The sequence below is a fragment of the Pandoraea sp. NPDC087047 genome (assembly GCF_044745225.1).
Lineage (GTDB): Bacteria > Pseudomonadota > Gammaproteobacteria > Burkholderiales > Burkholderiaceae > Pandoraea.
Genome location: NZ_JBIUZU010000006.1, coordinates 286,175 through 309,628, shown reverse-complemented (window position 1 = coordinate 309,628; position 23,454 = coordinate 286,175). Strand labels below are relative to the sequence as shown.

The 23,454-nt window shown below is 64.7% G+C and carries 21 protein-coding genes and 1 pseudogene; 10 read left to right on the top strand and 12 right to left on the bottom strand.

The features are described 5' to 3' along the window. Window position 1: 1 nt before the first annotated feature. The 3 genes from ACIPHM_RS13915 to ACIPHM_RS13905 are packed head-to-tail and all read right to left on the bottom strand — an operon-like array spanning window position 2 to window position 3,071. Window positions 2-1,144, bottom strand: coding sequence for an ABC transporter permease (locus ACIPHM_RS13915; protein ID WP_400328831.1), 1,143 nt, complete (start codon window positions 1,142-1,144; stop codon window positions 2-4). Further along, on the bottom strand, window positions 1,141-2,112 hold the full coding sequence (locus tag ACIPHM_RS13910) for an ABC transporter ATP-binding protein (protein ID WP_400328828.1): 972 nt from the start codon (window positions 2,110-2,112) through the stop codon (window positions 1,141-1,143). Before ACIPHM_RS13910 ends, ACIPHM_RS13915 begins: the two co-directional genes overlap by 4 nt. Then, complete coding sequence (locus ACIPHM_RS13905; RefSeq protein ID WP_400329105.1) at window positions 2,109-3,071, bottom strand: HlyD family secretion protein; 963 nt, start codon at window positions 3,069-3,071, stop codon at window positions 2,109-2,111. The genes ACIPHM_RS13910 and ACIPHM_RS13905 overlap by 4 nt, the downstream gene beginning before the upstream one ends. A gap of 314 nt (window positions 3,072-3,385) precedes the next feature. Here ACIPHM_RS13905 and folE point away from each other — a divergent pair, with 314 nt between their 5' ends. Further along, a complete protein-coding gene (folE, locus tag ACIPHM_RS13900) occupies window positions 3,386-3,952 on the top strand; it encodes a GTP cyclohydrolase I FolE (RefSeq protein ID WP_400328826.1) in 567 nt (188 codons plus the stop codon). Window positions 3,953-4,080: 128 nt separating this feature from the next. Here the strand turns inward: folE and ACIPHM_RS13895 are convergent, their stop codons facing one another. From ACIPHM_RS13895 to ACIPHM_RS13870, 6 genes are all read right to left on the bottom strand, one after another. Then, complete coding sequence (locus tag ACIPHM_RS13895) at window positions 4,081-4,644, bottom strand: YbhB/YbcL family Raf kinase inhibitor-like protein (RefSeq protein ID WP_400328823.1); 564 nt, start codon at window positions 4,642-4,644, stop codon at window positions 4,081-4,083. Between the two features lie 10 nt (window positions 4,645-4,654). Further along, window positions 4,655-4,843, bottom strand: coding sequence for a hypothetical protein (locus ACIPHM_RS13890; protein WP_400328820.1), 189 nt, complete (start codon window positions 4,841-4,843; stop codon window positions 4,655-4,657). After that, window positions 4,827-5,825 carry a cytochrome d ubiquinol oxidase subunit II gene (cydB, locus tag ACIPHM_RS13885; protein WP_400328817.1) on the bottom strand — a complete coding sequence of 333 codons (999 nt, stop codon included), beginning with the start codon at window positions 5,823-5,825 and terminating at the stop codon, window positions 4,827-4,829. Before cydB ends, ACIPHM_RS13890 begins: the two co-directional genes overlap by 17 nt. A 92-nt stretch (window positions 5,826-5,917) precedes the next feature. After that, a complete protein-coding gene (locus ACIPHM_RS13880) occupies window positions 5,918-7,363 on the bottom strand; it encodes a cytochrome ubiquinol oxidase subunit I (RefSeq protein WP_400328815.1) in 1,446 nt (481 codons plus the stop codon). A gap of 236 nt (window positions 7,364-7,599) precedes the next feature. Further along, window positions 7,600-8,271 carry a DUF1345 domain-containing protein gene (locus tag ACIPHM_RS13875; RefSeq protein WP_400328812.1) on the bottom strand — a complete coding sequence of 224 codons (672 nt, stop codon included), beginning with the start codon at window positions 8,269-8,271 and terminating at the stop codon, window positions 7,600-7,602. Window positions 8,272-8,393: 122 nt separating this feature from the next. Continuing rightward, window positions 8,394-10,223 (bottom strand): type II CAAX prenyl endopeptidase Rce1 family protein, encoded by a 1,830-nt coding sequence (locus ACIPHM_RS13870; RefSeq protein ID WP_400328809.1) that lies wholly within the window; start codon window positions 10,221-10,223, stop codon window positions 8,394-8,396. 647 nt (window positions 10,224-10,870) lie between these two features. Here ACIPHM_RS13870 and ACIPHM_RS13865 point away from each other — a divergent pair. Beyond that, the gene (locus ACIPHM_RS13865; protein WP_400328806.1) at window positions 10,871-12,259 is read left to right on the top strand and encodes an MFS transporter; all 1,389 of its coding nucleotides are present in this window, start codon (window positions 10,871-10,873) and stop codon (window positions 12,257-12,259) included. A gap of 241 nt (window positions 12,260-12,500) precedes the next feature. Here ACIPHM_RS13865 and ACIPHM_RS13860 read toward each other — a convergent pair. After that, a pseudogene (locus tag ACIPHM_RS13860) lies at window positions 12,501-12,857 on the bottom strand (class II aldolase/adducin family protein); the annotation flags it as partial. Between the two features lie 199 nt (window positions 12,858-13,056). Further along, window positions 13,057-13,881: an oxaloacetate decarboxylase gene (locus ACIPHM_RS13855; protein WP_400328803.1), complete on the bottom strand. Its 825-nt coding sequence runs from the start codon at window positions 13,879-13,881 to the stop codon at window positions 13,057-13,059. A gap of 318 nt (window positions 13,882-14,199) precedes the next feature. Between ACIPHM_RS13855 and ACIPHM_RS13850 the strand changes: the two genes are divergently transcribed. From ACIPHM_RS13850 to mnmH, 4 genes are read left to right on the top strand one after another with little or no spacing between them, the layout of a single operon-like run. After that, the gene (locus tag ACIPHM_RS13850; RefSeq protein ID WP_400328800.1) at window positions 14,200-14,781 is read left to right on the top strand and encodes a cytochrome b; all 582 of its coding nucleotides are present in this window, start codon (window positions 14,200-14,202) and stop codon (window positions 14,779-14,781) included. Window positions 14,782-14,795: 14 nt separating this feature from the next. After that, the gene (locus ACIPHM_RS13845) at window positions 14,796-16,292 is read left to right on the top strand and encodes a glycosyltransferase (protein WP_400328798.1); all 1,497 of its coding nucleotides are present in this window, start codon (window positions 14,796-14,798) and stop codon (window positions 16,290-16,292) included. Between the two features lie 33 nt (window positions 16,293-16,325). Continuing rightward, on the top strand, window positions 16,326-16,970 hold the full coding sequence (locus tag ACIPHM_RS13840) for a tetratricopeptide repeat protein (protein WP_400328795.1): 645 nt from the start codon (window positions 16,326-16,328) through the stop codon (window positions 16,968-16,970). Continuing rightward, window positions 16,967-18,082 (top strand): tRNA 2-selenouridine(34) synthase MnmH, encoded by a 1,116-nt coding sequence (gene mnmH / locus ACIPHM_RS13835; RefSeq protein ID WP_400328792.1) that lies wholly within the window; start codon window positions 16,967-16,969, stop codon window positions 18,080-18,082. The genes ACIPHM_RS13840 and mnmH overlap by 4 nt, the downstream gene beginning before the upstream one ends. Before the next feature lie 64 nt (window positions 18,083-18,146). On the opposite strand, the gene ACIPHM_RS13830 is transcribed toward mnmH, so the two are convergent. Further along, on the bottom strand, window positions 18,147-19,037 hold the full coding sequence (locus tag ACIPHM_RS13830; RefSeq protein WP_400328789.1) for a LysR family transcriptional regulator: 891 nt from the start codon (window positions 19,035-19,037) through the stop codon (window positions 18,147-18,149). Window positions 19,038-19,354: 317 nt separating this feature from the next. On the opposite strand from ACIPHM_RS13830, the gene ACIPHM_RS13825 reads away from it, so the two are divergent. From ACIPHM_RS13825 to ACIPHM_RS13810, 4 genes are all read left to right on the top strand, one after another. Next, a complete protein-coding gene (locus tag ACIPHM_RS13825) occupies window positions 19,355-19,768 on the top strand; it encodes a cupin domain-containing protein (protein WP_400328786.1) in 414 nt (137 codons plus the stop codon). A 13-nt stretch (window positions 19,769-19,781) separates the two neighbouring features. Continuing rightward, window positions 19,782-20,582: a hydroxypyruvate isomerase family protein gene (locus ACIPHM_RS13820; RefSeq protein ID WP_400328781.1), complete on the top strand. Its 801-nt coding sequence runs from the start codon at window positions 19,782-19,784 to the stop codon at window positions 20,580-20,582. A 41-nt stretch (window positions 20,583-20,623) separates the two neighbouring features. Continuing rightward, a complete protein-coding gene (locus ACIPHM_RS13815) occupies window positions 20,624-21,934 on the top strand; it encodes an NAD(P)H-dependent oxidoreductase (protein WP_400329102.1) in 1,311 nt (436 codons plus the stop codon). A 79-nt stretch (window positions 21,935-22,013) separates the two neighbouring features. Continuing rightward, on the top strand, window positions 22,014-23,447 hold the full coding sequence (locus tag ACIPHM_RS13810) for an NAD-dependent succinate-semialdehyde dehydrogenase (protein WP_400328778.1): 1,434 nt from the start codon (window positions 22,014-22,016) through the stop codon (window positions 23,445-23,447). Window positions 23,448-23,454 lie beyond the last annotated feature (7 nt).

Sequence of the window (23,454 nt, the reverse complement as noted above, 5' to 3'; positions counted from 1 at the left end):
GTCAGTCGAGCGTTCGTTTATAGAATCGGACGGCAATGGTCATGAGCACGGCGCAGAAGACGAACAGCGGCCACAAGTCGTGCCAGGCGTCGCCCCAGCCGTTGCCTTTGAGCAGAATGCCGCGAATGAGCCGGTTGAAGTACGTGAGCGGAAGGAGGTTGCCAATGGCCTGCGCCCACGCGGGCATGCCGCGAAACGGGAACATGAACCCGGAGAGCAGCATATTCGGCAGGAAGTAGAACACCGTGAGCTGCATCGCCTGCAACTGATTCTGCGCGAACGACGACAGCGCGATGCCGACCGTCAGGTTGGCCGCGATGAAGACCAGCGCCGACAGGTAGATGGCGAGCACGCTGCCTTCGAACGGCACGTGAAAGACGAAGCGCGCGGCAATGAGGATGATGCTCGCCTGCGTCAGCCCGATGGCGATATACGGCACGATTTTTCCCGTCATCATTTCGATGGGCAGCACCGGCGTGGCAAGCAGGTTTTCCATGGTGCCCCGCTCGCGTTCGCGCACGATGGCAAGGCCCGTCATCATGGCGAGCGTCATCGAGAGGATCACGCCCATCAACCCCGGAATGATGTTGTACTGGGTAATGCCCTCGGCGTTGTACAGGCGATGGACCTGAACGTCGAACGCACTTTGCCCGCCGGCCAGCGGCGCGAGTGCGCCCGTGAGGTCCTTTTGCGCGACGGATTGCGCAATCGCCGGCAGCGCACCCAATGCCGAGGCCATGGCCATCGGGTCGGTGGCGTCGGCTTCGACGAGCAGGGCGGGCCGTTCGCCGCGCAGCAGCCGGCGGGTGAAGTCGGCCGGAATGTTGAGCACGAATTGCACGCGTCCTTGCGCGAGCGCGGCGCGCCCGGCCTCTTCGCTCGTCAGGGATTCGGTGAAGCGGAAATACTCCGAGTGCTGCATGGCGGCGGTGAAGCTGCGCGTGAACTCGCTGTCGTCATGCATCAGCACTGCGGTGGGCATGTGTTTCGGATCGGTGTTGATCGCGAAGCCGAAGAGCGTCAGTTGCAGGAGCGGCACGCCGACGATCATGGCGAACGTGACACGGTCCCGGCGCAATTGCAGGAATTCCTTGCGCACGATGCCCCACCAGCGGGCGACGGAGAATCCCAGCGGCGCGTTCATGAGCTGTCTCCGAAATTGTCCTTGACGTGACTCATCAGGTAGATGAACACGTCCTCCAGACTCGTCTCGATGGGCGCCACACGCAGCCCGCGCGCGTTGGCCAGATCGTGCAGGAGCTTGCCCAGGGCATCGGCATCTTTGCCGCTCACGTGCAGCGCGCTGCCGAACGAGACCGTCTGCGCCACGGCCGGCTGTTCGCGCAGAACGCTCGCGAGCTCGACGAGGTTGTCGCCGTGCACCGTCCACGTCGACAGGTGTTGGCTTTCGACGACCTCGGCAGCGGAGCCTTGCGCGAGCAGTTCGCCGTACGAGATGTAAGCGAGCTTGTGGCAGCGCTCGGCCTCGTCCATGTAATGGGTGCTCACCAATACCGAGATGCCGCGTGAGGCCAACTCATGCAATTCGTCCCAGAAGTCGCGCCGTGCCGTCGGGTCGACGCCCGCGGTCGGTTCGTCGAGCAGCAGCACCTGCGGGTCGTGCAGCATGCATGCCGCGAGCGCTAGGCGTTGTTTCCAGCCGCCTGATAACGAGCCGGTCAGTTGCTTCGCGCGCCCCTTCAGCCCAAGACGTTCGATGGCATGCTCGACGGCTTCGCGCCGGTTCGGCATGCCGTATACGCGGGCGACGAAATCGAGGTTCTCGCGAATCGTCAGGTCTTCCCAGTACGAGAAGCGTTGCGTCATGTAGCCGACATGGCGCTTGATCTGCGCGCTCTCGCGCACGATGTCGAAGCCCAGGCACGTGCCACTGCCCGAGTCGGGGGTGAGCAGGCCGCACATCATGCGGATGCAGGTCGTCTTGCCGCTGCCGTTCGGCCCGAGAAAGCCGAAGATCTCGCCGCGCCGCACCTGCATCGACAAATCCTTCACCACGTGCTTGTCGCCGAAGTGCTTGTTCAGTCCGCGCACGTCGATGGCCAGCGCGTTGTCTTCGCGCGGACTGTCGACACTCGGCGAGTGCCCGTTCATTGACGGCTCACTTGCACCGGCTGGCCGGGGTTGAGCTTGACGGCATCGGTCGCCGACGGATGCGCTTCAACCATGTAGACCAGCTTGTCGCGCGTGTCGTTGCTGTAGATGACGGGCGGTGTGTATTCGGCCTGATTGGCGACGTAAGTGATGCGAGCGTCGACGCCCGCGCCGCAGCCGTCGCACGCAATGTGCACGGCCTGCCCGGCCCGCAGGTCGCCAAGCGCCGTTTCTGGCACGAAGAACCGGACCTTGATATTGCCCGGTGGCAGCAGACGCACCACGGGGCTGCCCGCCGCGACCCATTCGCCGACGCGATACATCGTGTCGTACACGCGTCCCGCCGCGCCCGAGACCGCATGCTTTTGCGCGAGTTGCCAATCGGCCTGCGCGAGCGCGGCGCGCGCCACATCGACTTGTGCGGCCTGCGATTGCCGTTGCGCTTCGCGCCCGGGAAGTCGCGCAACGGCCAGGCTGCTTTGCAGTTCCTGCACGCGCGCGGTGCTGCTGCGGGCGTCGGCACGGCTCGCATCGAGTTGTTCACGCGAGATGCCCCCGGCGGCGTACTGCGCCTGATCGCGATCGAACTGGGTGACTGCCTTCTCGCGTGCCGCGACGGCCTGGGTAAGTTGTGCGGCCGACACGGCGATCTCGTCGGGGCGCTTGCCTGTTTGCAGATCGCGTAACTGTGCCTGGGCGCTGGCGAGCGTCTCGCGCGCATGCGCCTGTGCGGCAAGCTCGTAGGTGGCTTCGAGATCGAAGAGCGCATCGCCGGTTTTGACCTGCTGACCGCGCGTGACGGCGAGTGTTTGCAACGTGCCGGCTTGCGAGGAGGCGACGTAGACGAATTCGCCCTCGACGTAGCCTTGCCACGGCTTGGGGCCGCCGTCGCCACACCCTGCCACCAGCACCGGCAGCACCAGCAGCATCAGCAGTGCGGGGGCGGCGCGGGCGGCCATTGCAGCCACGGGCATCGTGGTAGTGCACTTGCAAGGGAGTGCCGCCATGGCGGGCCTCGTGCGTTGCGGTTGTCCGCTGTCACCTTAGCGCAAAACCGGCGCCGCGAGCAATGGGGGCCAGACGCCATGATCCGCGGGCGGCAACGCGCACACGCAAACGCAGACCCTTCGCCATGCCCGAACGTCTCTCCCGCGCCAGCCGTCGCCGTGCGCGCTATAAGACTCTCTGCTATTGTGCGCACATGTCCGGCGGCGCGGGGATGCGCGAGTCTTGGCGCAGCGCTGCGGATCTCATGCAAGGGAGCTTGATTGATATGTCTCACGACACATTCGACGAAAACGACTGGAAGCGATTCCTGAAACACATCGGCGAAGATCCGAACCGTTCCGGCCTGCACGAAACGCCGGCGCGTGTGCAAAAGGCGTGGCGTCAGTGGACGGCGGGTTACGGCCAGGACCCGGCCGAAGTGCTCAAAGTCTTCGAAGACGGCGCCGAGCAATACAACGAATTGATCGTGGTGCGCGGCATTCCTGTCTACAGCCATTGCGAGCACCATCTCGCACCGTTCTTCGGCAAGGCGACCATCGGCTATCTGCCTAACGGCAAGATCGTCGGATTGTCGAAACTGACGCGTCTGGTCGATTGCTTCGCCCGCCGTCTGCAAGTGCAGGAGCGTCTGACGACGCAGATCGCCGAAGCGCTCATGACCCATCTGCAACCGAAGGCCGTCGGCGTGGTGGTGTCGTGCCGTCACATGTGCATGGAAAGCCGCGGCATTCGTACCGCAGGCGAAGAGACGGTGACGTCGTCCATGCTCGGCGAATTGCAGCCGAATCTGGCGCTGCGCACGGAATTCCTCGCGCTCGCTCGCGACAAGTAATCGCAGGGCGTTCGGAATGGAAAACGCCGGCGGAGCGCCGTTCAGCGCCTCGCTGGCGTTTTTGCTTTCGAGCGCGAACGCGGCGGACTCTGCGAACCGCGAGCCTGCCTGACGTCACTTAACGTTTGTTAACGTCCGTACCGCGCCACGATTGTCGAGCCATTGAGCGTGTGCCCGGCGAGCGCGACGGCCAGACCGGCGGCGTCGAGCCCCGGCGGCAGACGGCCCGGCTCCAGGTCGGTCGCCGTCACGGTGATGATGTAGTGGTGCGGCGTATCGCCGACCGGCGGGCAGGCGCCGCGATAGGCTTCTGCACCCGAGATGTTCTTTCCGACGGTGATGTGATCGCCCGACGCGTTACCGGCACCCGCAGGGAGCGACGTCACCGATGCCGGAATGTTGTAAGCGATCCAGTGCACGACACCGCCGCCTTTCGCGCCGTCCGGGTCCGTCATCCGGATCACCACACTGCGCGTGGCTTGCGGCAGGTTGTTCCATGCGAGTGGCGGACTCACGTTCTGGCCGCCGCATTCGCCCAACCCGGCGTGCTGGGCAGGCAGCAAACCGCTGTCGGCAAAGGCGCCGGACGAAACGCTCATGCCTTGCGCATGCGCCGCACCGGCGAGCAGGGCCATGGCGATGGCCCCCGCGCCTGCAATGCGCTTCACTCCCGGAGATGAAAGCCGATTCATAAGTTGCCTCCTATTTGGCAGATGCAATGATGAGCTTGAATGGTAGTGCAAGCAGTGCGGTGCCCGCTACACCGGCGCACCAGAGCGCGACAAACCATCCCCAGCGAATCAGCGTCTGCTGCCACGGCGGGCGCGCGACGGTGTCTCGCTCGCGTTGCCTGCGCAGGCCGGGGCGTACAAGATCAGTGATAGTGCGCATCGTGTGCCACCTTGCCGCGAAAGACCCAGTACGCCAGCGCCGTGTAGGCGAGGATCACCGGAATGATGAAGGCCGCGCCCCACATCGTGAACGAGAGGGAGGAGTGCGGGGCGGCGGCGTCCCACAGCGTGATGCCGGGCAGAATCGCATACGGATACGCGCTGATGAGCAGTCCGCTATAGCCGAGAAACACGAGGCCGATGGCAAGCCAGAAGGGCGTGGCGTCATGCGCGCGTTGGAGCGCGCGACGCATGGCGACGGTCGCACCTGCCACCACGAACGGCACCGGCAGGCAGCGCCAGAACCATTGCTCGTCGAACCAGCGCTCGGCCACGAGCGGCAAGCGCAGCGGGGTCCACAGCGAGACGATGGCCATCGTGATGACGAGGGCCAGCGTCAGCGGCCACGCGAGCACGCGCAGACGGCGTTGCAGATCGCCTTGCGTCTTGCCGATCAGCCAGCAGGCGCCGAGCAGCGCATACGTCACGAGCAGGCCCAGTCCGGTGAACAGGTTGAAGGCGGTGACCCAGGCGAAGGCGTCGCCCGCGAATTGCCCGTTCTCCACCGGAATGCCCGACAGATACGCGCCGAGTGCAACGCCTTGAAAGAATGTCGCGCCTGCCGATCCGCCGATGAACGCCAGATCCCACCATTGCCGCGTGCGACGCGATTTGCCGCGAATCTCGAACGCCACGCCACGGAAAATCAGGCACACCAGCATGAGCACGAGCGGCAGATACAGCGCCGAGAGCAGCACGGAATACACCATCGGAAATGCCGCGAGCAGGCCCGCACCGCCGAGCACGAGCCAGGTCTCGTTGCCGTCCCACACGGGAGCCACCGAGTTCATCATCGTGTCGCGCTCGTGCGAATCGGGGAAGAACGGAAAGAGGATGCCGATGCCGAGGTCGAAGCCGTCAAGCACCACATAGAGAAACAGGCCGAGCGCGATGATGGCGGCCCAGGCTAGCGTCAGATCCATAAGAAGTCTCGCTTTGTTCGATGTTGGGGCAATGTTGGGGGCGATGCCGGCTCAGACGGGGCTGGCCGGACGAATATCGCGATAGCCGTCGCTCAGGTCGCGTGCGCGCTGTCGGTGTCCATGCGGCCCGAAAGGCCGGACATGGCAGGGATGGCTTGCGGCGCGAGGTGACCGCCATCGGGCTTCACTGGTGCGTGCGGCGTGTCGTTCGACTCGCCGGGCAGCACGGGGCCGCCGCGCAGAATCTTCAGCAGGTAATAGACACCGGTGCCGAACACGAGGAAGTAGGCGATCACGAGCACCAGCAGTGAGACCTGCACCTGCTGCGCGGTGACGGGCGACATCGCGTGCGCCGTGCGCATCACGCCGTAGACCACCCAGGGCTGGCGACCTGCTTCGGTCGTGACCCAACCGGCGAGCAGGGCGATGAAGCCGGTAGGCGAGAGCACCAGCATGACGCGGGCAAAGTTGCGCGAGGCGAAGAGCTTGCCGCGACGGCGCAGCCACACCGCAGCGAGCGCGGCGCCGATCATTGCGAAGCCCAGGCCGACCATGATGCGAAAGCTCCAGAACACCAGCGGCACATTGGGGCGTTCGTCCTTCGGGAATTCCTTCAGGCCGCGAATCTCGCCGTCCCAGCTATGCGTGAGGATCAGACTGCCCAGGTGCGGCACTTCGAGCGCGTAGCGCGTGGTCTCGGCGTCCATGTCGGGCCAGCCGAACAGATTGAGCGGCGTGCCGCCGGTCTTCGTCTCCCAGAGTCCTTCGATGGCAGCGAGCTTGGCGGGCTGGTGTTCGCGCGTGTTCAGACCATGAAGATCGCCAACGAACGCTTGCAGCGGTGCGAAGATCAGCAGCAGCCACAGCGCCATCGAGAACATGGTCTTGACGGCCGGATCGCGGCGTCCGCGCAGCAGATGCCACGCGCCGGTTCCCGCCACGACAAGCGCTGCAACCACGAAGGCCGCAATGCTCATGTGCGCGAGGCGATAAGGAAACGACGGGTTGAAGATCACGTCCCACCACGACAGCACGACCACGCGGCCATCAACGATCTCGTAGCCCTGCGGCGTCTGCATCCAACTGTTCGACGCGAGAATCCAGAACGTCGAGATCAGCGTGCCGACGGCGACACACAGCGTCGCGGCGAAGTGGGCACGGGGGCTCACGCGGTTCCAGCCGAACAGCATGATGCCGAGGAAGCCCGCTTCGAGGAAAAACGCCGTCATCACCTCGTAGGTGAGCAACGGGCCAGTCACCGCGCCCGCGAAGCTGGAGAAGCCCGACCAGTTGGTGCCGAACTGATAGGCCATCACCACGCCCGAGACAACGCCCATGCCGAAGCACACGGCGAAGGCCTTCGACCAGAAGCGGCACAGATCGAGATAGTGTTGCTGACGCGTTTTGAGCCAGAGTCCTTCGAGTACGGCGATAAAGCTCGCCAGACCGATCGAGACAGCGGGGAAAATGATGTGAAACGAGACCGTGAACGCGAATTGCAGGCGTGCGAGGTCGAGAGCTTCGGGAACGGCAGTCATGTTGCGCTCTATGTATGCAATTAAACCCTGTCTTGTATGGTGAAAATGATTGCAATTCACCACTTGTTTGCATGCATATTAGGCGGTGCTGCATCGCAATATGCGTGACAAGTCGTCACATGTGGCGACTTGACGCGGTATCGCGAGCCATGCTCTGAGGTGCTACATGTATGTTTTTGAAGGGCTTTATGTCCGCGTCCGGTGCGACGCCATGCCGCACCGGCGCACGAGCGGGGTTAGCTGAGCAACCCGGCGCCGATATTGATCGACAGCCCGAGTACGGCCAGATTGAAGAAGAACGAGAGGATGGCTTGCGCGAGTGTGGCGCGTCGCATGCGGCGCGACTTCAGCGCGACGTCGGCTGTTTGTGAAGCGACCGCGATGGTGAACGAGAAGTACAGGAAATCCCAGTAATCCGGATCGCAGTCGCGGTCTGGCCACTGCAGGGCGTAGGGCGATTCCGTGTCGGTGAAGTAAAGGCGGGCGTAGTGCAGCGTGTAGATCGTTGGCACCAGAAACCAGCCGGCGATGAGCGTGGCGGCCGCGAACAGCACATGCTCGGACGCGTGAGGCGACGCGCCGGCCTTGGCGCTCGCCAGCACATGGATGATGGCCGCGACGCTGGCGATGGCCGACAGGCTCACCACCGTGAGCACGATGGCGGCACTCTGGTCTTCCTGCTCGGCAAAGCGCTCGATGCTGCGCTTGGGCGCGGTGACCATCATGAACCAGATCATCGCCAGATAGGACCACGCGCCGGCGTTCCATCCGATCAGGATCCGGGTGATGGTGCTGAATTCGCCCTTCACGGCGACCTGCACGAAAAGACCCGCGAGCACGCCGATGGCGATGGCGACGAGCAGCCGGGGGTGAAAGCGGACCAGATGCGGGAAGAGCTTGGCGTTCATGGGTGACGTCAGCGCGGTGAGGGATCGATAAGAGGCTACGGAGGGCGACGACAGCGGTGGCTCGATTATCCCTCACGCCGCCGTGCGTCGGTATCCCTTGTGCGCTGACCGGCGCCACGTGCTCAACGGGTCAGCACCGCCAGAACGAAGAACGCGTTGTTGAGCGCGTGCAAAGCGACGGGAACCGCGAGACCCCGCGTCTTTTTCGCCAGCCAGCCGGTCGTCAGCCCGAACAGCAGGAAGAACAGGAAGTGTTTGGCGTCGAAGTGGACGCACGCGAAGATGACGGCTTGCCACAGGTTGGCTGTGACAAAACTCACGTGACGGGTCAGACCGCCGAGCAGGCAGCCGCGGAAGATGAACTCTTCGACAATCGGCACGGCGAGCGCACTGATCAGCAATGCGAGGCCGGTGCCGCCCAGTTGCTTCGCGCCGTGCGCGATGCTCTCGCTCCAGAGTGGGGCTTCGGACCCACCGGGCAGTGCGTGACGCGTTTTGAGCCATGCGCTGAGCATCGAGATCGCGAGCAGTACGACAGGCCAGATAAACCAGCTGGCCTTCCATTTGCCCGAGCCGGGCCACTGACGCCAGCCGAAGCGCCGGATCGTGGGGGCCAACGCCAGCGCGACGATGCCGAGCGCCACGCAATGAGCGATGGCGAATTTCGATTGCAGGAGTTGCATGTCGGCCCCGACACCCGCACGCGCTTGCGAGGCCTGTCCCACCATCATTACCGGAACCACCCACGTGACGAGACAGAAGACCGCTAAGCCGTACCATGCATGTCGCAGGCCGATGCCCTCGAAGACAGGCAAGATCGGACGACCCTTGCGAGCGCGCACCGTGCCGAAATAGTGCACGGGAAACATCAGGACACCGGGCAGCAGGGCGACGATCAGCCCAACGCCCAGCAGCGTGATCGTGAGCAGGCTGAAGGCGGGGCGCACCGCCGCTGTCGGGTCGATTGTGAGCAGCACGGCAAACGATTGGGCAAGCGGCCAGCGATTGCCGGTGTCGTGTTCGAGCGACGACTGAATCGCGGCCGATGCTGCTTTGGCGTCACCGGCCGCGAGCGCCACCGAAATGCGCAGCGCGCGGTTCTGAGGCGACTCGGCCGCCCCGGCGCCGGTTTCCGAGAGCACGCGTTGAGCGCCCGCGACGTCACCCGCCTGAACGAGTGCACGCGCGCTTGTGTATCCATCGACCTTCACACCGCTCTTCTGGATCTTCAGCAGCAGATCGCGCGCCGTGGTCCCGGGCAAGACATCGTGCGCGGTGTTGATCTGCGCATTCGCTTGCCAGGGTGTTTTCGGCAAGGGCGCCGCCATCAGAAGACGGCTGGCCTCGGTCTTCTCGCCGGTGGTTGCGAGGTGGCGAACGGCGAGGAGCAGCACCGGGGTGTCGGGCGAGAGCTCGGCGGCCTCCACCGCCTGCATGCCGGCGTTGCGCGTGTCACGTGTTGCCTGGTAAGCGTTCGCCAGCGCGGCGTGCAGACGGGCGCGGTCCTGCGCTGGCCAATGCGTGGCCTTGGGCAGCAGTGCCGAGCCTTGCTCGATGGCCACTTTGCCGTACACGCTTTGCATGAGATACAGCGCGACTTCCGGCACGTCGCCGAACTGTGTTTTCAGATGTTGCTGGCATGCGCTCAGGTCCGTTTGCGCCTGCTCGGCCCAGCGCAAATCCTCCGACCACGAATAGTTCTGTATGAACCGGCAACGCGCCAGTGCCAGCGCGGCGTCGCCGGGGCGCGCGCGCAGCGTCGTGTCGAGAGTTGCAACGATCTCGCGATACTTGGCGAGCGACGCGGCGTCGACTTGCCGCGTCATGCTGTCCTGATTCAGCAGCGGATTGCCTGGCGCGGGGGCCGTTGGCGTTGCAAGAGATGCCAGGGATGCCGTGAGCGGCAGAAGGCCGAGCGCGGCCACCGTCAGACGAAGAAGGATGCGATACACGCGAGATTTCCCGGAACGTTGTTGTTTTCGCCGACCGCGCGCGTGTGCAGGCAGTCCGCCTGTTCCGCTTAACGACCGATAGCGCGCGAACTGTAATGCCCCATGCGTTGCAGCGCAACGCGCGTGGGCGTTGGCATGGTTTTGTCGAGTCGATGCGGGTAATGGCGTCCTCGCAGGGGCCGCGCCCGTTCGCGGGCACCCGGATGGATCGTCGTTCCGATTGCCCCCAAGATCGCCCTCGACTGCCCGACCGGCGCACGATAATGGTGCGCCGCCGCATCGCGATGCGGCATTGTGCCCGTTGCGATGCCATGCAACGGGCGTCTCGCGCTGCCTCATGCGACCTTTTATCCCCTGCCGCCGCCGATCCCGCATCGAACATCTGCCTCGCAGTGCTTGCCGAAAGCCCCATGAGACGGACGTCTGCGACGTTCGCGTGCCGACATGACACCCACTTGGCACGCCACTTGCTATTGATTGCATAAGGCCAACGGCGGCTGAGTGAAGACAAGCGAATTGACTGCACCGCATGCATGACCCTGCGAGAGCGGGGATTTCGGGGCAACGGCGTCCCGAAGCCACAGGCCTTTTCATAGGCGTACGGCTTCGGGGCGCTTTTTTTTCGGCATATGAACACGAGGGTATCCATGAGCACGCTCACGCAATCGTTGAAAAGTGGCAACTGGCGCGCGCTGGTTGCGTGTTTTCTCTACTTCGACACAGGTTTTACCGTTTGGGTGATGCTCGGTCCGCTGGCCCCGTTCATCGGCAAAGATATTGCGATGACGCCTGCGCAAACGGGCTTCCTCGTGGCCGTGCCGGTCCTGGGGGCTGCCATTCTGCGCGTCACGCTGGGCAATCTGTATCAGGCCTTCGACGGGCGCAAGATCGCGCTGATGGGTCTCGCGCTGTCGGCCATTCCGTCGGTCGTGCTGCTGCTCATGCCTGGCACGCCGTCATACACGCTGATGCTCGTGCTCGGCGTGTTCCTCGGCATTGGCGGTGCGAGCTTCGCCGTGGCGTTGCCGATGGCCGGCAGCAACTATCCGCCGAAGGTGCAGGGCCTCGTGCTCGGCCTCGCCGCAGCGGGCAACATCGGTGCCGTGCTCGACGGGTTCATGTTTCCGGGACTGGCCGAGCACTACGGCTGGGCGCGCGCCGCGGGCGCCGCGTTGCCGCTGCTGGCACTTGCCGCACTGGCGCTGGTGTTCTGGGCCAAGGATCAGGGCGTGAAGTCGGGCAGCGCGCCGCGCGCGTTCTCGAGCTTCTTCATCACCGTATCCGGCCTCGTGGCGCTCGTGCTGTGCGTGCACGCAGGCGCGTTCGGTGAAGGCAAGGCGGGCGTGCTGCTGCTGCCGGTGCTGGGCGCCTTGCTCGCCATTGCGGTGCTGCCGCGCCACTATCGCAGCGTGCTCGGCGAGCGCGATACCTGGGTCATCATGCTCGTCTACAGCATTACGTTCGGCGGCTTCGTGGGCATGTCGTCGTACGTGACAACGCTCCTCATCTCGCTGTATGGCATGCCGCGTCTCGAAGCCGGTCTGTTCATGTCGCTGCTCGCGTTCCTCGGTGCGCTGGTGCGTCCCGTCGGCGGCATGGTGGCCGACCGGATTTCCGGGGTGCGTGCGCTCGTGCTGCTGCTTGCGGCGATCTCCGCCATCGACTTCATCTTCGCGGCATGGATGCCGCCGCAAGGCGCCGGTATCGCGCTGCTCGTGCTGATCTATCTGTGCTTCGGTCTGGGCAACGGTGCGACCTTCCAGCTCGTGCCGCAACGCTGGCAAGGCAAGACAGGTCTGATGTCGGGCATCATCGGCGCGGCCGGCGGTATCGGCGGCTTCTATCTGCCGGTGATCATGGGCATGGCCAAGGAATCGACGGGCAGCTATCAGATGGGCTTTGCGACGTTCGGCGCGCTGGCCGCGCTTGCCTTCGTGCTGGTCGTCGCGCTGCGCACGCACTGGATGTCGTGGGCGTTGCCCAAGGACGTGGCCGGCGGTGTGGTGCTTGCGGGCGGCGTGGCGCACGTCGAGTAAGCGCGAGAGTCGGGGAGCCGCCGTTTCGCATAGCCGGCGCAGCGTCGCGACTGGGTGCCGCTTGTGGCCCATCGAGCGGGCGATGCGGCGTCCGTCGTCGGCGCCGAGCACCAGCACGTCGCCGCGAAACAGCATGTGGTCGTCGTAAAACAGACACGCTTCCTGATTGATCGGCGCGAGCTCGCGCGCGGGCGGAGAAGGCGCGGCCGTGCGTTGTGTGCGTGTGGGCCGCGGCGGTGACATGGGGCAGCGTGGCGTGAATGCCGGCGTGGATGGCCATGGCGGCGGCATTCACGGGGCCGTCGCCGTGATGCAGGCCGCCGGCCTCGTCGACGAGCCTCAGATCGTCCGGGTGAATCGACGAAAAGTGCTGCGCGTAACGATTCACCCAAAAGCGGTCGTGGAACTCGGGATCGCGCACGGTAATGTGCCCGGCGATGCCTTCCGCGAGACCGAAGCGCGCGAAGATCCGGAACGCTACCGCCAGACGCAACTTCCGGTCGGCGCGCTCGTCTGCGACGTTATCGAATACACGTGGTCTGGGCAGCGGTGCGCCCAGCGGCGTGGGAATGGCAAAGGCGTCGTGCGGGGAATTCATGGAGCGCTGCGTCGGGTGGGGGACGCCGTGCGCGCTGCATTCGACGAAGTGCGCAGAACGTTGCGCGACTTCGCAACGCAGGGCATCGGCTGGCAGCGCATTGTCCCCGGACGCACGCGGCAACGTCTATCGACGAAAAGTCACTGGCCATGCACTTGCCGCGCGCTTGCGGCAGCAGCGCACCGACGCCGCAACCCGCTCACTTGCTCTGAGCGAACAGTCCGTTGAGCGTTGCGCCGCTGGCCACGCTGTCGAAGCCATCGAAACGGCCCTCGGCCAGCGCCTGCGCGGCGTGCATGAAGCCGCCCCACGCGGCGCGTGCGAGCGCACCGCCAACGCTAATGCGCCGCACACCGAGGCTCGCCAGCGCCTGCAACGTGTAGGGCGACGTGGCGCCGACCAGTACGTTCACCGGTTTGGGCGCGACGGCCGTGACCACGGCGCGAATCTGCTCCACCGACTGGATGCCGGGCGCATAGAGGCAATCGGCGCCCGCCTCGGCATAGGCTTGCAGGCGCTTGATCGTGTCGTCGAGATCGGGCACGCCTGCGAAGAAATTCTCGGCACGGCCAACGAGCAGGGTGTCGCCGCCGGTTTCATCGATGGCGCGGCGTGCGGCTTTCATGCGCGCAACCGCTTCGTCCAGCGGGAAGAGCGGTGCGTTGACGTCACCCGTCGAGTCTTCGATGGACAGTCCGGCCACGCCTGTCGCCACCGCCATCCTGACGCTTTGCGCCACGTCGTCGGGCGTGCAGCCGAAGCCGCTCTCGAAGTCGGCGTTCACGGGAAGATCCGTGGCGTCGACGAGTGTGCGCAAATGCGCCAGGACGAGGTCTCGCGTCACCCCATTGTCGGGACGCCCCGTCGACCAGGCGAAGCCCGAACTGGTCGAGGCAATCGCCTGAAAGCCTGCGTGTTCGAGATATTTCGCGCTGCCCGCGTCCCAGGGGTTCGGGATCACGAAGCAACCGGCAAGGTGGAGTTCGCGAAAAGCGGCACGTTTTTCGGCAGTGCTGCGTGGCATGGTGTGTCTCCGGAGGGGGGGCGCAGTTCGTTATTCGCAGCGCACGTAAGGCCCGATCATCGCGGTTTTGCGCCGGGCTCGCAAGACAGATCCGCACGCCGCGACCATCAAAGCCGACTATCGGACGTTTTTCGCATCGTGCACAGCCATCGACGCCGGCAGGCGCTGTAATTCCCAGTAACAACTTTTTTTGCGGCAACGCGGGAATAAGCGCGATTCAACCGGCGTTATGCAATCATCTTCCAGTGCATTTTCAGGATGTCAAACGTGAATTCTCTGCCCCCCTCAGCCTCCAGTGCGTCTGTTCAAAAGCCCCGCGTGGCCCTGTACGAAGACCCCAAGTACACACGTGTCGCGATGCTGCTGCACTGGGCGGTGGCGCTGCTGATGCTCGGCAACGTTGCCATTGGCCAGACGATTGCCCTGCTGTCCGACGCCACGCTCGAGAAGATCGACGTGCGCTTCTGGATCGATTTGCATAAATCCATCGGCATTACAGTGCTGGGTCTCGCGATCCTGCGCATTCTGTGGCGTGTGACGCATCGTCCGCCTGAGCTCTCGCATGTCTTCGCATCGTGGGAACGCGCTGCCGCGCATGTGGTGCATTGGCTGCTTTACGTGCTGATCTTCGCGATGCCGCTCTCGGGCTGGGCGCACGACTCGGCGTGGGTGGCCGCTTCGACGCATCCGCTCGTGCTGTTCGGCGCCGTGCCGTTTCCTCGCATGGGCTTTCTGATGGCGATGAGCGACGCGAGCAAGGATTACTGGCACGGCGTGCTGGGCGACGTGCACACCTACTGCGCTTACGCGCTTTACGCGCTCCTCGCGCTGCACATCGGCGGTGCGCTTAAGCATCAATGGATCGACCGTCACCCGGTGATCGGCCGGATGCTGCCGTGAGCGCGGAAACGAACATGGACATCAAGACGGAAGTCTCGCGACTGGAAGCGGCGCGCGAGCGCCACTCGCCGCGCTTCACGTTGCCGCCGACACCGCTTGCCAGTTGGCTGGTGCATACCGGCGTGGCGGCGCTGTGGTGCCTGCTGTTTGCACAGGCGTTTTTCCTCAAAGGCGTGTTTGCGTGGGGAACGGGCGTGGCCTACGTCGTCTACGACACGTTGCTGCTCGCGTTCGTCTTCTGGCAGGCGTGGCGATTGATGCGCCCCGATCCCGACGAAACGTGGGGCGACGCCAGCGACACAGCCGCCGCCCAGCTCACGCTCGGCGTGGTGGTGGCGGCGCATAACGAAGCGGCTGCGCTGACGGTCACGTTGCGCGCCCTGATGGCGGGGCGTCGGGTGCCCGATGCCATCGTGATTGCCGACGACGGCTCGCGCGACGGCACCGTGGCACTGCTCACCCGTGAGTACGGGTTGACGGACCCTGGCGTGGGCGGCCTGAGCGCAGCCAGCGCCCGCTATCCGAGCCTGCGCTGGCTGCGCGTGCCGCACGGCGGCAAGGCGAAGGCGCTCAACGCCGCGCTCGTGGGCATGGAGACGGACATCGTGATGACGGTCGATGCTGACACCTTGCTCGATAGCGGCGCGTGCGCGGCGATGCACGACGCGTTTGCCCGACGCCCCCGGCTGGTCGCGGCGACCGGTGTCCTCACGCCCGTGTGCGGCGACACCGTGAGCGCTCGCGTGTTGCAGTTCTTCCAGACATACGAATACATCCGCAACTTCATTTCGCGCTTCGCGTGGATGCGCGCCGACGGCCTGCTGCTGATCTCCGGCGCGTTCGCGTGCTTGCGTCGCGAGGCGGTGCTCGCCGTGGGCGGTTTCGATCCGGCATGTCTGGTCGAGGACTACGAGCTGATCCATCGTCTGCGCCGCTATTCGGTCGTACATTCGCTGAACTGGGAAGTGCGCGTAGTCGGCGGCGCTCAGGCGATCACCGACGCACCGGGCACGCTCGCGAGTTTCCTGCGGCAACGTCGCCGCTGGTTCGCGGGCTTTCTCCAGACGCAGTATTGGTATCGCGACATGGTCGGCAATGGCCGCTACGGCAACCTCGGTCGCTGGATGCTGCCGGTCAAGGCGTTCGACACGCTCCAGCCGATCTACGGCCTGACGGCCTTCGCGCTGCTCGTGACCTTCGTCTGCGAAGGACATTACGGCGTGGTGCTGCCGGTCTCGGGGATCATTCTCGGCAAGATCGTCATCGATCTGGGCTTCCATCTCTGGTCGGTGCACGCCTATCGCCGCTGGACCGGACACCGCACCGGCACGAGCCTCGGGCTCGCGTTTGTCGCCGCAGTGCTGGAGCCGTTTTCGTTCCAGTTGATGCGGCACACGGGGGCGGCGATGGGGTGGGGGCACTTCCTCACCGGGCGTCAGCGTTGGGGAGTTCAGGTGCGACGAGGTATCCTGTCGGGCGAACGCGGGGCGGAGGTGCCCGGCGACAAATGAAACAGATGATTTTCCGGCAGTTCCTTCTCCCTGATGATTCGATCTTTGACGTGGTTGGCAATGGTGTGCGCGCTGGGCGGCGTGTTGGGTGCCGCCGGGTGCAGCGCACCCGCAAGCAAGCCGCCCGGGCCTGATTACGCCGCGCAAGGCGGCGCGGCCGAAGTGCGTGGCGACTGGGACGATGCCCGGCGTGCCTTCGGACAGGCGGTGCTCGTGGCCGACCAGTCCGGCTGGCCGGCGTCGCAGCGCGCGGCGGTGCATTTCGATTACGGCCGGGCACTGGGCGTGACCTGCTACTACGCCGAGGCCGAACGTGAGCTGAGTCAGGCTTACGACCTCGATATCCTGACCGGTCGCTACCGTTATCCCGCACTCGTCGAACTGGCGCGGCTCGCGCTGGTGCAGCGTCAGTTCGATGTGTCCGCGAAATACTTTGGCCGGGCGCTGGGCACGCTCGATCGTCTGGAGGCTGCGCGCAAAGTGCCGTATGCCTACGCCGAGTTGCTCGACGATTACGCACTCGCGCTGGGCGGTGCGGGTGACGCGCAAGCGGCGACCCGCATCATCGATCGCGCGGCCAAGGTGCGGGCAGATTTCCCCGATCAGACGCGCGCACAGACGACGTCACGCACCCCTTACGGCTCGCACTGCGGACAACTCTCGGCGGGGGCACGATGAACCATCTTCGCGTCGCGCTCGAAAGCGCAGGCGACTTCGACGAAATCATCGACGTTCGTACGCCGCTCGAATTTGCCGACGACCACATTCCCGGCGCCATCAACGCCCCGGTGCTCAGCGACGAGGAACGTGTCGTCGTTGGCACCATGTACAAACAGGTCTCGCCGTTCGACGCCTCGCGTGTCGGCGCCGCCATGGTGGCGCGCAACATCGCCACGCATCTCGACACCATGTTTGCCGACCGTCCACGCAACTGGCGAGCACTCGTGTATTGCTGGCGCGGCGGCATGCGTTCGGCGTCGATGACGCTGATGATGAACATGATCGGCTGGCGGGCGCGCCAGCTCGAAGGCGGCTACAAGACCTATCGCAGCGATGTTGTGGCGTCGCTCGCAACGCTGCCACCTACGCTCGACTACATCGTGCTCGCTGGTCACACCGGCAGCGGCAAGACCCGTCTGCTGCACGCACTGGCCGACGCCGGCGCGCAGACGCTCGATCTCGAAGGACTGGCCGTGCACCGCGGGTCGTTGCTCGGCGCAATGCCCGATGCGTCGCAACCGTCTCAGAAATCGTTCGATACGTCGCTGATCGGCACGCTGCGGGGCTTCGATCCCGGGCGTCCGGTGTTCGTGGAAGCGGAGAGCCGCCGGATCGGGCTCATTACGCTGCCTGAATCGCTGATGACGGCGATACGCGGCACCACACGGTGCATCGAGGTCAATGTCGGCGTCGACGAGCGCGTCGAACTGTTGACGCAGGAGTACGGCCATCTGCTCGCGCAACCGGCGTACTTCCGCGCGCAACTCCTGCGCCTCGTGCCGCTGCACGGCAAAGCCGTCATCGATCAATGGTTGACGCTGCTTGAGAACGGCCAGCAGCGCGAACTCTCGCAAGCGCTCATCACGCGGCACTACGACCCGGCCTATACGCGCAGCTCGCGCAAGATGTTGCAAGGTCTGGCGAAGGCGCTCCCGTTCGTATTTCATCCCACGGCGCAAGACCTGCGCACACAGGCGCAGGCCTTGCTCGCGCTGACTTCATCGGCAGATTCGCGGGAAGACAAATCCGAGTCTGACGCCGCGCCGCCGGTGCCGCGCGTGGATCGTTGAGATGTCGATCGACATGAGGGCGGCGCACCTCGGTGCGCCGATTCCGTCGAGGTAACGCCCGCCCTCACGCATACGGTTCCCCCGCTTCGTGCAGCGCCATGCATTCGCGCAGAATCTGGATGAACTGCTCTGCGGCGCGCGACATCACCGAGAACTTGGGCGTCACGAGATTGACGTTGAACGTGATGGACGCGGAGAGCGGCTTGACGATAAGCCCGGCCCACAGGCCGTTGGCAACGGAAAATTCATCCACGATCGCCACACCGAGCGCACGCTTCGCGAGGGCGCACGCCAGCTCGGCGCGCGGCACGTCGATAGTGGGCGTGATGTCCACGCCGTGGGCCTCAAGCGTGGATCGGATGAGTCCGCCGAAGGTGATGCTGGGCGACAGAAAAATGGTCTTGTGCGCGGCGAGATCGGCGAAGGTGATGCACTTGCGCGAGGCCAGCGGATGGCCCTCGACCATCGCGCAGACCATCTTGCCGTTGCCGAGCTTTTCCACGGTCAAATGCGGATTGCTCAGAGGCAGGACCGTGACGGCAAGATCGATTTTCTTGCTCAGCAACTCGTTGGGGACGTCTGCGGTGAGCGTCGTGTGAAAGCGGATGCGTGTCTTCGTATTGCGCTGGTTGAAGCGTTCGATGACGCACGGGATCAGGCTCAAGCCAAGACTCGGGCTGCAACTGACCGCGATTTCAGTCGTCGACCGGCTTGCGAGATGCTCCACGAATCGGTCGACGCTCAACGCTGCGTCGTACACCTGCTGCACCTCTTCGAACAGCGCGTTGGCCGCTGACGTCGGCAGCAACTTGCCTCCCGAGCGCTCGAACAGTTTGATGCCAAGGCTTGTCTCGGTGTGGTTCAGCAGCTTGCTCACGGCCGGTTGCGAGACGTACAGCATGCGCGCTGCGCCGCTCACGGTCCCCGTCACCATGACTGCGCGAAAAACCTCCATTTGCCTCAACTTGAACTTCACTGCGTGTCCTTTCCGATTTGCCGGGGTCTTCCCCCTCCCGGTCGTCATCCTGAGGCGTCGATGCGATGTGAACAATCGGGTGAATCCTGCATGAGACGCCGGTTCGTCCGCCAATCTGCCCGCGATTCGCCGGTGTTTTTTCCTTTGATACCCCCCCTATAACCGTTGCTCATGGGTGCGCCCATATCGGTATAAGTGGGCGCGAAAGCCGCTGCTAGTATTGATTCAACCGCTTTGCGGGCGCTGCAGCAAGCGCTCGACGACGCCACGAAATCAATCACAACGGAGACGCCCCCATGAGCACGGCCCGCATTTTCCACGTCGCAGACGTTCCGACCATCCACCGCGGCGGCGGTGTGTCCACCACGCCGCTTGCCACGCATTTCACTGCCCCCGAATCGCGCTTTACCACCGGCATGAGCGTGTATCCCGTTGGCAAGGGGGCCCCGATGCACGTGCACAACTGTGACGAGCAGGTCACGTTGCTCGAAGGCGTGGGCGAGGTGGAAATCGAAGGAAAGATCACGCCGCTCAAGCAATACGACAGCACCTACATTCCGGGCGGCGTTCTGCACGCCTTCCGCAACAAGGGCGATGTGCCGATGCGAATCCTCTGGATCTACGCGTCCTCACGTGTCACCCGCACGTTCGAAGGCAGCAACGACGAGGTCGAACACCTCTCCGCTGCCGACATGATGGTCCGGGCCTGAGCGGCATAGGGCCATGACCCGGTTGTCCGTCAATCTCTCGACGCTGTTCACGGAGGTGCCGCTTGCGCATCGGTTTGCGCCGGCGGCTTCCTGTGGCTTCACCTCGGTCGAGGTGCAGTACCCCTACGCGTTGCCTGCGGCAGCGCTCAAGCGAGCGCTCGATGAATACGAGCAGACGCTTGTCCTGATCAACGGCTCGTTGGGGCGCGAGCCAAAGCGGCGCGGATTGGCGGGCGTTGCCGGTCGGCGCGACGCTTTCAGGACGACGCTTCTGGAAGCGATCGAGTACGCGACAGCCACGGGATGTGAGCTGATCCATGTGCTGTCCGGTGTGATCGATCCCCATGAGTTCGACGTGTCGCAGGCGACGTGGCTCGGCAACATGGCATGGGCCGCGCAGGAGGCCGGCGACGCAGGCGTCACGCTGGTCGTCGAGGCGCTCAATCGCACCGACGCACCGGGCTATTTCCTGCGGTCCATCGACCACGCGGTGTCGCTGATCGACCAGATCGGCAGCCCTCACCTGAAGCTGCTGTTCGACGCCTACCACTGCGCGATGGACGGGGGCGACTGCGTCTCGGAGATCCGGCGCCGCATCGACCACGTCCGTCATGTCCAGATTGCGGACTGTCCGGGACGCGGTGCGCCCGGCACCGGCGACATCGACTGGACCGCCTTTTTCGAACAACTCGGCCGGCTGCCGTATTCCGGTGCCATCGGCCTCGAATTCATCAACCAGCAGGGCGCCGCGCAATGCGCCGACGTGTTGTGCGGACTGCTTCATCAGCCATGGCTTGACGCCGTGCAGGCATAACGGCTGACGTTTGCCGTCAAGGAGACAAGTAAGTGACGTTCATCTTTAAAACCAGCGAGAAGGAAAAGGCCCAGGTGGCGAGTCGTCCGGTGCGAGTCGGGCTGATCGGTGCGGGCAAGTTCGGCTCGATGTTCCTCGCCCAGGTGCCCACGACCGATGGCCTGACGGTCTCGGTCATTGCCGATCTGTCGACCGACCGGGCACGCGAGTCGTGCCGCAATGTGGGCTGGAGCGAAGCACAGATTGACCGCGTGCGCTTCGTGAATGACGCAATGAGCCTCATCGATTCGAGCGACGTGGACGTGGTCATCGAAGCGACGGGCCACCCGGCGGCAGGCATTCGCCACGCCCGGGCGACGATTGCGGCGCGCAAGCACATCGTGATGGTCAACGTCGAAGCCGACGTGCTCGCCGGTCCATTGCTGGCCCGCGAAGCGAAGGAAGCGGGCGTGGTCTACACGCTGGCTTACGGCGATCAACCGGCGCTCGTGTGCGAGATGGTCGAATGGGCGCGCAATTGCGGCTTCGAGGTCGTGGCGGCCGGTAAGGGCACGCGTTATCTGCCGTCGTTCCACGCGTCGACGCCGGACGATGTCTGGAAGAACCGGGGGGTGAATCCCGAGGACGCCGCCAAGGGGGGCATGAATGCGCAGATGTTCAATTCCTTCATCGACGGCACCAAGGCCGCCATTGAAATGGCCGCCGTCGCCAATGCCACCGGCCTCACGCCGGCACCGACGGGACTCGCTTTCCCGCCCGCTGCCGCTGACGATCTGGTCAACGTGCTCAACGAGAAGACGCTCCATCACCGGGGGCAGGTGGAGGTGGTTTCCAGCGTCGAGCGCGACGGGAGCGTGATCCCCGGCAATCTGCGCTGGGGGGTGTACGTCGTGTTCGAGGCGCCGAACGATTACTCGATGCGTTGCTTCCGCGAGTACGGCGTGAAGACGGATGAGAGCGGGAAGCTGGCGGCGCTCTACCGTCCGTTCCACCTGATCGGGCTGGAGCTGAACGTCTCCATTTTCGCGGCAGCCTTGCGCAATGAGTCGACGGGCGGGCCGGAAGGTTTCGTCGCGGATGTGGTCGCGACGGCCAAGCGGGACATCGCTGCTGGCGAAGTGCTCGATGGCGAGGGCGGTTATCTGGTGTGGGGCAAGTTGATGCCCGCCGCGCAGAGCCTGGCGCAGGGCGCGCTGCCGATCGGGCTGGCGTCGCGCTGGAAGGTGGTGCGTCCGGTGAAACAGGGCGCGGTGCTCACCTGGGACGACGTCGAAGTCGATGAAGACGACGACGCGTACCAGTATCGCTGCGCGATGGAGCGCGAGTTCGGTCTGGAGCCGCAACTTGCCTGAGCGGCACGCAGGAGGTCTGGCGGCGCCCATGCCGAGCGGCGCCGCACGGCAGCAAACATAAAAAACACAGGAGACAAACATGCGAACGCATGCACGCCTTTTCATCGACGGCGCGTGGGTAGACGCGACCGGCGGTGGTTACACCGATATCTACGATCCCACCAACGGCGAGATCGACGCCAAGCTCACGCACGCCGGAAAGCAGGATCTGGCGGCCGCGGTGGCGGCCAGTCAGGCGGGCTTCAGGGTCTGGCGCGCCACATCGGCGTTCGAGCGCTACAAAATCCTCCGCACGGCTGCGCGGCTCATGCGTGAGCGCACGCCTCAGATCGCCGTGCAGATGACACGCGAGCAGGGCAAGCCGCTGCGTGAGGCTCAGGTCGAGATGGCGCTGTCTGCCGACTTGCTCGACTGGTTTGCGGAAGAGGGCCGCCGTACCTACGGCCGTGTGATCCCGTCGCGCGCTCAGCACGTCAGCCAGGTGGTGACGCGCGAACCGGTCGGCCCGGTCGCGGCCTTCACGCCGTGGAACTTCCCGATTTCGCAGGCGATCCGCAAGATTGGCCCGGCGCTGGCCGCAGGTTGTTCGATGGTCATCAAACCGCCCGAGGAAACGCCGGGCACGACCGGCGCACTGGCCGATATCTTTCACGACGCGGGGGTGCCTGCCGGCGTGCTCAACTTCGTGTACGGCGTGCCGAGCGAAATCTCCGAGTATCTGATTTCGCACCCGGCAATCCGCAAGGTTTCCTTTACCGGTTCCGTCACTGTCGGCAAGCATATCGCTGCGCTGGCCGGCATCCACATGAAGCGCTGCACGATGGAGCTGGGCGGGCACGCGCCGGCCTTCGTGTTCGACGACGCCGACATCGACGCCGCCGTGAAGCTCATGACGTTCTCGAAGTACCGAAACTCCGGGCAGGTGTGCGTATCGCCGACGCGCTTTCTCGTGCAGGCGGGCGTCTACGACGAATTCCGCCAGAAGTTCGTGAAGGAGGCGACACGTTTGCGCGTCGGCAATGGCGCTCACCCGGACACTACGATGGGGCCGCTCATCAGCGCGCGCCGTCTGCACGCGGTGCAGGAACTGATCAACGACGCCGTCGAGCGCGGTGCAACGCTCGAGTTGGGCGGCAGCCGCATCGGTAACGCGGGGAATTTCCTTGAGCCGGCCGTTCTTTCGGACGTTACCCCGGCGATGCGCATCATGAACGAGGAGCCGTTCGGCCCCGTCGCGCTGATGCGTTCGTTCGAGACGCTGGACGAGGTCATCGAAGAAGGCAACCGTTTGCCGTACGGCCTCGCGTCCTATGCATTCACGCGTTCTGCTGCGACGGCCGCGCGTCTGTCGTCGGAACTTGAAGTGGGCATGCTCTCGATCAATCACCTGGGGCTCGGTCTGCCCGAGACGCCGTTCGGCGGCGTGAAGGACAGCGGTTACGGGTCCGAGGGCGGTACCGAAGCCATCGAAAGCTATCTCGTGACGAAGTTCGTCTCGCACGCCACCGCGTGACGTCCTG

Coding starts and splice junctions, on each gene's coding strand:
- ACIPHM_RS13915 (WP_400328831.1), bottom strand. CDS start 1,144: ATGAACGCGCCGCTGGGATTCTCCGTCGCCCGCTGGTGGGGCATCGTG.
- ACIPHM_RS13910 (WP_400328828.1), bottom strand. CDS start 2,112: ATGAACGGGCACTCGCCGAGTGTCGACAGTCCGCGCGAAGACAACGCG.
- ACIPHM_RS13905 (WP_400329105.1), bottom strand. CDS start 3,071: ATGGCCGCCCGCGCCGCCCCCGCACTGCTGATGCTGCTGGTGCTGCCG.
- folE (WP_400328826.1), top strand. CDS start 3,386: ATGTCTCACGACACATTCGACGAAAACGACTGGAAGCGATTCCTGAAA.
- ACIPHM_RS13895 (WP_400328823.1), bottom strand. CDS start 4,644: ATGAATCGGCTTTCATCTCCGGGAGTGAAGCGCATTGCAGGCGCGGGG.
- ACIPHM_RS13890 (WP_400328820.1), bottom strand. CDS start 4,843: ATGCGCACTATCACTGATCTTGTACGCCCCGGCCTGCGCAGGCAACGC.
- cydB (WP_400328817.1), bottom strand. CDS start 5,825: ATGGATCTGACGCTAGCCTGGGCCGCCATCATCGCGCTCGGCCTGTTT.
- ACIPHM_RS13880 (WP_400328815.1), bottom strand. CDS start 7,363: ATGACTGCCGTTCCCGAAGCTCTCGACCTCGCACGCCTGCAATTCGCG.
- ACIPHM_RS13875 (WP_400328812.1), bottom strand. CDS start 8,271: ATGAACGCCAAGCTCTTCCCGCATCTGGTCCGCTTTCACCCCCGGCTG.
- ACIPHM_RS13865 (WP_400328806.1), top strand. CDS start 10,871: ATGAGCACGCTCACGCAATCGTTGAAAAGTGGCAACTGGCGCGCGCTG.
- ACIPHM_RS13855 (WP_400328803.1), bottom strand. CDS start 13,881: ATGCCACGCAGCACTGCCGAAAAACGTGCCGCTTTTCGCGAACTCCAC.
- ACIPHM_RS13845 (WP_400328798.1), top strand. CDS start 14,796: ATGGACATCAAGACGGAAGTCTCGCGACTGGAAGCGGCGCGCGAGCGC.
- ACIPHM_RS13840 (WP_400328795.1), top strand. CDS start 16,326: ATGATTCGATCTTTGACGTGGTTGGCAATGGTGTGCGCGCTGGGCGGC.
- mnmH (WP_400328792.1), top strand. CDS start 16,967: ATGAACCATCTTCGCGTCGCGCTCGAAAGCGCAGGCGACTTCGACGAA.
- ACIPHM_RS13830 (WP_400328789.1), bottom strand. CDS start 19,037: ATGGAGGTTTTTCGCGCAGTCATGGTGACGGGGACCGTGAGCGGCGCA.
- ACIPHM_RS13825 (WP_400328786.1), top strand. CDS start 19,355: ATGAGCACGGCCCGCATTTTCCACGTCGCAGACGTTCCGACCATCCAC.
- ACIPHM_RS13820 (WP_400328781.1), top strand. CDS start 19,782: ATGACCCGGTTGTCCGTCAATCTCTCGACGCTGTTCACGGAGGTGCCG.
- ACIPHM_RS13810 (WP_400328778.1), top strand. CDS start 22,014: ATGCGAACGCATGCACGCCTTTTCATCGACGGCGCGTGGGTAGACGCG.